This is a genomic window from Acidobacteriota bacterium, assembly GCA_009861545.1.
In the GTDB taxonomy this organism is placed as follows: Bacteria; Acidobacteriota; Vicinamibacteria; order Vicinamibacterales; family UBA8438; genus WTFV01.
Window position 1 is genome coordinate 1 of record VXME01000010.1, and the last position, 4,624, is coordinate 4,624.

Below are 4,624 nucleotides of genomic sequence, written 5' to 3' on the forward strand. Positions count from 1 at the left end.
GCCTGTGCTTCAACCCCCTGGGCCGGCTGGCCAACTCGAACGCCCTCCGCTACGCCCCGGTGTCGGAGGTCTCGCTGTTCGCGCCGACCGAGACGGTGGCCGGGACGGTGTGGGCCGCATTGTTCCTGTCGGAGTTGCCCGGTGTCAGCACGGTGGCCGGCGCAGCGGTGGTGCTGGCCGGCGTGTTCTACGGCACGGTCGCGGCCGGCCGTTCCAAGCGCTTCAGGCCGGGTCCGGGCGGCGCGATTCGTAGGCTGGCCCCGTGAGAGCACTGGTGCAACGGGCGGCCGAAGCCCGGGTGCGGGTGGACGGCCAGGTCATCGGCGAGATCGGTCCGGGCCTGTGCTGCTTGGTCGGAGTGACCCACGGCGACGACCGGGACGCCGTGGTGAAGCTGGCCGCCAAGCTGTGGAATCTGCGCATCTTCGCCGACGAGAACGGCCACATGAACCGGTCTGTGGCCGACACCAGCGGCGAGCTGCTGGTCATCAGCCAGTTCACGCTGTACGGCGACACCCGCAAGGGCCGCCGGCCGTCGTTCATCGCCGCGGCCGCGCCCGACGAGGCGGTCCGCCTGATCGACGAGTTAGTGGCAGAGTTGCGACGTCTGGGTGCCACCGTGGCCACCGGCTCCTTCGGGGCCAATATGGCAGTGGAGCTGACCAACGACGGCCCCGTCACCCTGATGCTCGAAGTCTGACCGATCATGACCGAGCGCAGTATCCATATCCGGACGTGCCCGCTGTGTGAGGCGATGTGCGGGCTGGAAGTGCACCACGACGGCAGCGAGGTCAAGCTGATCCGTCCCAACCGCAACGACGTGTGGTCCAGGGGCTACATCTGCCCCAAGGGCACGACGCTCGGACACCTGCACGCGGACCCCGACCGGTTGCGGGCGCCGCTCGTGCGCAACTCGTCGGGCGACTTCGTCGAGGCGGGCTGGGACGAGGCTTTCGAGCGGTGTGCCGAGCTCATCGGCGACGTCCGTTCCTTGCATGGCATCGAGGCGATCACCGCCTATGTGGGCAACCCGGCGGCCCACAACTACTCGATCAGCCGCTACGTGGGCCTGTTCATGGGCCTCGCCGGGCTGCCGGTGATCTACTCGGCCGGGACCGTGGACCAGTGGCCCAAGAACGTCGTGTGCCAGCTGATGTACGGCCAGGCCTGGCGCATCCCGGCGCCCGACATCGAGCGCACCGACTTCATGGTGGTGCAGGGGGCCAACCCCCATGCCAGCCAGGGCAGCCTGCTGGCCCACGCCGACGTGCCCGCTGCGCTGGACCGGGTCCGCGAGCGCGGCAAGGTGGTGGTCATCGACCCCCGCCGCACCGGGACGGTCAAGCACGCCGACCAGTGGCTGCCGGTGAGGCCCGGCACCGACGCCCTGCTGCAGCTGGCCGTGGTGAACGTGCTGTTCGCCGACGGCCTAGTGCGGCTCGGGCATCTGGCCGACCGGCTCAAGGGCGTCGACGAGGTCCGCCGGATCGCGGCCGGCTTCCCGCCCGAGCGGGTGGCAGACGCCTGCGGCACCAGCCCCGAGCTGATCCGCACGCTGGCCCGCGAGTTCGCGGCCGCCGACCGGGCCGTCTGGTATGCCCGCATCGGCACCTGCAACCAGGAGTTCGGCACCCTGGCGTCGTGGCTGCCCGACGTGATCTGCGCGCTGACCGGCAACCTCGACTCGGTGGGCGGCCTGATGTGGGCCAAGCCGGTGGCGGTGCCCGCGGCCCAGCAGGACTGGGGCACGCCCAAGGGCTTCGGTCGCTGGCACAGCCGGGTGCGGGGCGCCCCGGAGGCGCTCGGACAGTTCCCGGTGTCGTGCCTGGCCGAGGAGATCGACACGCCCGGGCCCGGCCAGATCAAGGCCCTGGTGGTGATCTGCGGCAATCCGGTGATCTCGGCGCCCGACTCCGGCCGCCTCGACGCGGCCCTGCCCCAGCTCGACGCCATGATCTCGCTCGACAACGCCCTAAACGAGACGTCGCGCCACGCCGACGTGATCCTCCCCGGCCTCTCGGCGCTGGAGCAGCCCCACTGCGACGAGCTGCTGTGGGGGTGGGCCACCCGCTCCGCCGCCAAATGGTCGCCTCCACTGTTCCCGCCCGCCGACGACCGGCCCCACGAGTGGGAGATCCTGCTCCGCCTGGGCGCCATCTGCGCCGGCATCCCCGCCGACACCGACGCGGCCGCCATCGACGACGGCTACTTCTCGAACCTCGCCGCCCTCTCGGGCGCCGACCCGGAGACCGCGCTAGCCACCGCGCCCGCACCGGGACCGGATCGCCTTTACGACCTGTCGATCCGTATGGGACCGTGGGGCGACCGCTACGGCGAGAACCCCGGCGGGCTCACGCTGGCCAAGCTCAAGGAGCATCCCGACGGCATCGACTTCGGGCCGATGGTGCCCCGCATCGACGAGATCGTGCTGCACGACGACGGCAAGGTCGACCTGGCCCCTGACCACATCACCGCCGACATCGATCGCCTCGCCGCGCGGCTGGACCGGCCGGCCGAGCCGCTGGTGCTGACCAGCCGTCGCCATCTGCGCTCCAACAACTCCTGGATGCACAACGTCAAGGTGCTGGTCAGCGGCAAGGACCGCTGCACCCTGCTCATCCATCCCGAGGACGCCGCCACCCGGGGCGTCGCCGACGGGGCCATGGCCGTCGTCTCGTCCGCCAACGGCTCCATCGAGGTGCCTGCCGAGGTCAGCGACGAGATGATGCCCGGTGTGGTGTCGCTGCCCCACGGCTGGGGCCACGACAAGCCTGGCACCCGCCTGTCGGTGGCCCGTGAGCATGCCGGGGTCAACAACAACCTGCTGGCTCCGCCCGACTTCGTGGACGTCCCCTCCGGGAACGCGGCCGTCAACGGCATCCCCGTCGAAGTCGTCCCCGCCTGAGGAAAGGCTGAGCGAGAGTGCGTGAGTTCGATCGGGAGTCGACCGTCGACGAGGTTCTCGACGGCATGGACCTGTCCGGGAAGGTGTTCGCCGTCACCGGATCGTCGAGCGGGCTGGGGGAGGAGTCGGCCCGGGGGCTGGCGTCCCGGGGCGCGCACGTCGCCATGGCGGCCCGCGACGCCGGGAGCAATGCAGAGGCCGCGCAACGGATCCGCGCCGCTGTCCCGGGCGCAGACCTGTCTCTGCACCAACTGGACCTCGCCGACCTGTCCAGCGTGGCCCGCTTCGCGGAGCAGGTCGTCGGCGTGCTCGATCACGTCGATGTCCTGATCAACAATGCCGGCGTCATGGCCTGTCCCGAGGGCCGCACCGCCGACGGCTTCGAGACGCAGTTCGGCACCAACCACCTCGGCCACTTCGCGTTGACCGTGCGGCTGATGCCCCTGCTGCGCCGGGCACAGAACCCGAGGGTGGTGACCCTGTCCTCGGGCGGGCACCGCATATCCGACGTGGACCTCGACGATCCGAACTTCGACACCACCCCCTACGACGCGTGGGTCGCCTACGGGCGGTCCAAGAGCGCCAACGCGCACTTCGCGGCGGAGCTCGCCCGGCGCTCGGGAGGATCGATGGTGTCATTCTCGGTTCACCCGGGCGCGATCGTCACCCGGCTGGGCCGTCACCTGACGCCGGAACTCACCGAGGCGCTGATGGCGCGGGCAAGGGCGAGCGCTTCCCGGCAGGGCGGCAGTTCCGGTGGCGGTATGCGCTTCAAGAGCGTCGAGGCAGGCGCGGCCACGCAGGTGTGGGCCGCCATCTCGCCCGATGCCGCCGCCCACAACGGTGGGTACTTGGCCGACTGCGGACCGACGGCCCCGGGCCCGGGCGAGCAGGGCTACGAGCCGTGGATCGCTGATGCCTCCACCGCCGGACGCTTGTGGGAACTGAGCGAGCGCCTGGTCGGCCTCGCCCTCGCTGACTCCTGACCGCAGGAGCGGCGGGCTACCCTCCGGCCCATGCCGAACGGCTCCCAACCCGCCAACGAGGCTCGCGCCGGCCAGGACCGGCTGCCCATCGAGGGCATGACAGCCGTTGTCACCGGCGGAGCCAGCGGCATAGGCAAAGGGATCGTCAAGGCCCTGCTGCGCCGGCGGGCCCGGGTGGTGATCGCCGACATCGAGGAGCCCGTGCTGGAGCGGGCGGTGGGGGAGTTGTCGCCTCTGGGCCCGGTTGAGGGGGTCCCCACCGACGTCAGTGACGAGGAGTCGGTCACCGCGCTGGCCGAGCACGTGTTCGAGGCTTACGGGGTCTGCAACCTGCTGTTCTGCAACGCCGGGGTCACCTCGGGCGGCGGCGGCAAGCCCTGGCAGCAGGAGCCGAACGACTGGCGCTGGTGCTTCGGCGTCAACGTGTTCGGGGTGGCCATCTGCACGTGGGCCTTCGTGCCCCGCATGATCGCCTCGGGCGAGCCCGGCCAAGTCATCGTCACATCCTCGGGTGACGGCGGGTTCGCCCCCGTGCCGACGGCTTCGGTGTACGCCTCCTCGAAGGCCGCAGCCAGCTGCTTCACCGAGGCCCTCAACCACAACCTCATCAGTGAGGGCACCAACCTGCGGGCGTCAGTGTTCTACCCGTCGGGCGGCATGATGGACACCGGCCTGTTCAACGCTCAGCGCAACCGTCCCGAGCACCTGCAACGGGTGGGGGAGGGGACCGGGC

At 70.8% G+C, this 4,624-nt stretch carries 4 protein-coding genes and 1 pseudogene (1 of these 5 cut by a window edge); all 5 read left to right on the forward strand.

All coding sequences use genetic code 11. The annotated features are described in order from the left end of the window. Nucleotides 1-2 precede the first annotated feature (2 nt). Nucleotides 3-266, forward strand: a complete 264-nt coding sequence (locus F4X11_01735; protein ID MYN63743.1) for an EamA family transporter — start codon at nt 3-5, stop codon at nt 264-266. Continuing rightward, nucleotides 263-700 carry a D-tyrosyl-tRNA(Tyr) deacylase gene (locus F4X11_01740; GenBank protein ID MYN63744.1) on the forward strand — a complete coding sequence of 146 codons (438 nt, stop codon included), beginning with the start codon at nt 263-265 and terminating at the stop codon, nt 698-700. The genes F4X11_01735 and F4X11_01740 overlap by 4 nt, the downstream gene beginning before the upstream one ends. Nucleotides 701-706: 6 nt before the next feature. Beyond that, the gene (locus F4X11_01745) at nt 707-2,905 is read left to right on the forward strand and encodes a molybdopterin-dependent oxidoreductase (GenBank protein ID MYN63745.1); all 2,199 of its coding nucleotides are present in this window, start codon (nt 707-709) and stop codon (nt 2,903-2,905) included. Nucleotides 2,906-2,970: 65 nt separating this feature from the next. Further along, nucleotides 2,971-3,891 (forward strand): SDR family NAD(P)-dependent oxidoreductase, encoded by a 921-nt coding sequence (locus F4X11_01750; protein ID MYN63746.1) that lies wholly within the window; start codon nt 2,971-2,973, stop codon nt 3,889-3,891. 96 nt (nt 3,892-3,987) lie between these two features. Continuing rightward, nucleotides 3,988-4,624, forward strand: a pseudogene (locus tag F4X11_01755) (SDR family NAD(P)-dependent oxidoreductase) (it continues 257 nt past the right edge of the window).

Bases quoted from the DNA above. Each gene is read 5' to 3' on its own strand.
- F4X11_01745 (MYN63745.1), top strand. From the start codon at position 707: ATGACCGAGCGCAGTATCCATATCCGGACGTGCCCGCTGTGTGAGGCG.
- F4X11_01750 (MYN63746.1), top strand. From the start codon at position 2,971: ATGGACCTGTCCGGGAAGGTGTTCGCCGTCACCGGATCGTCGAGCGGG.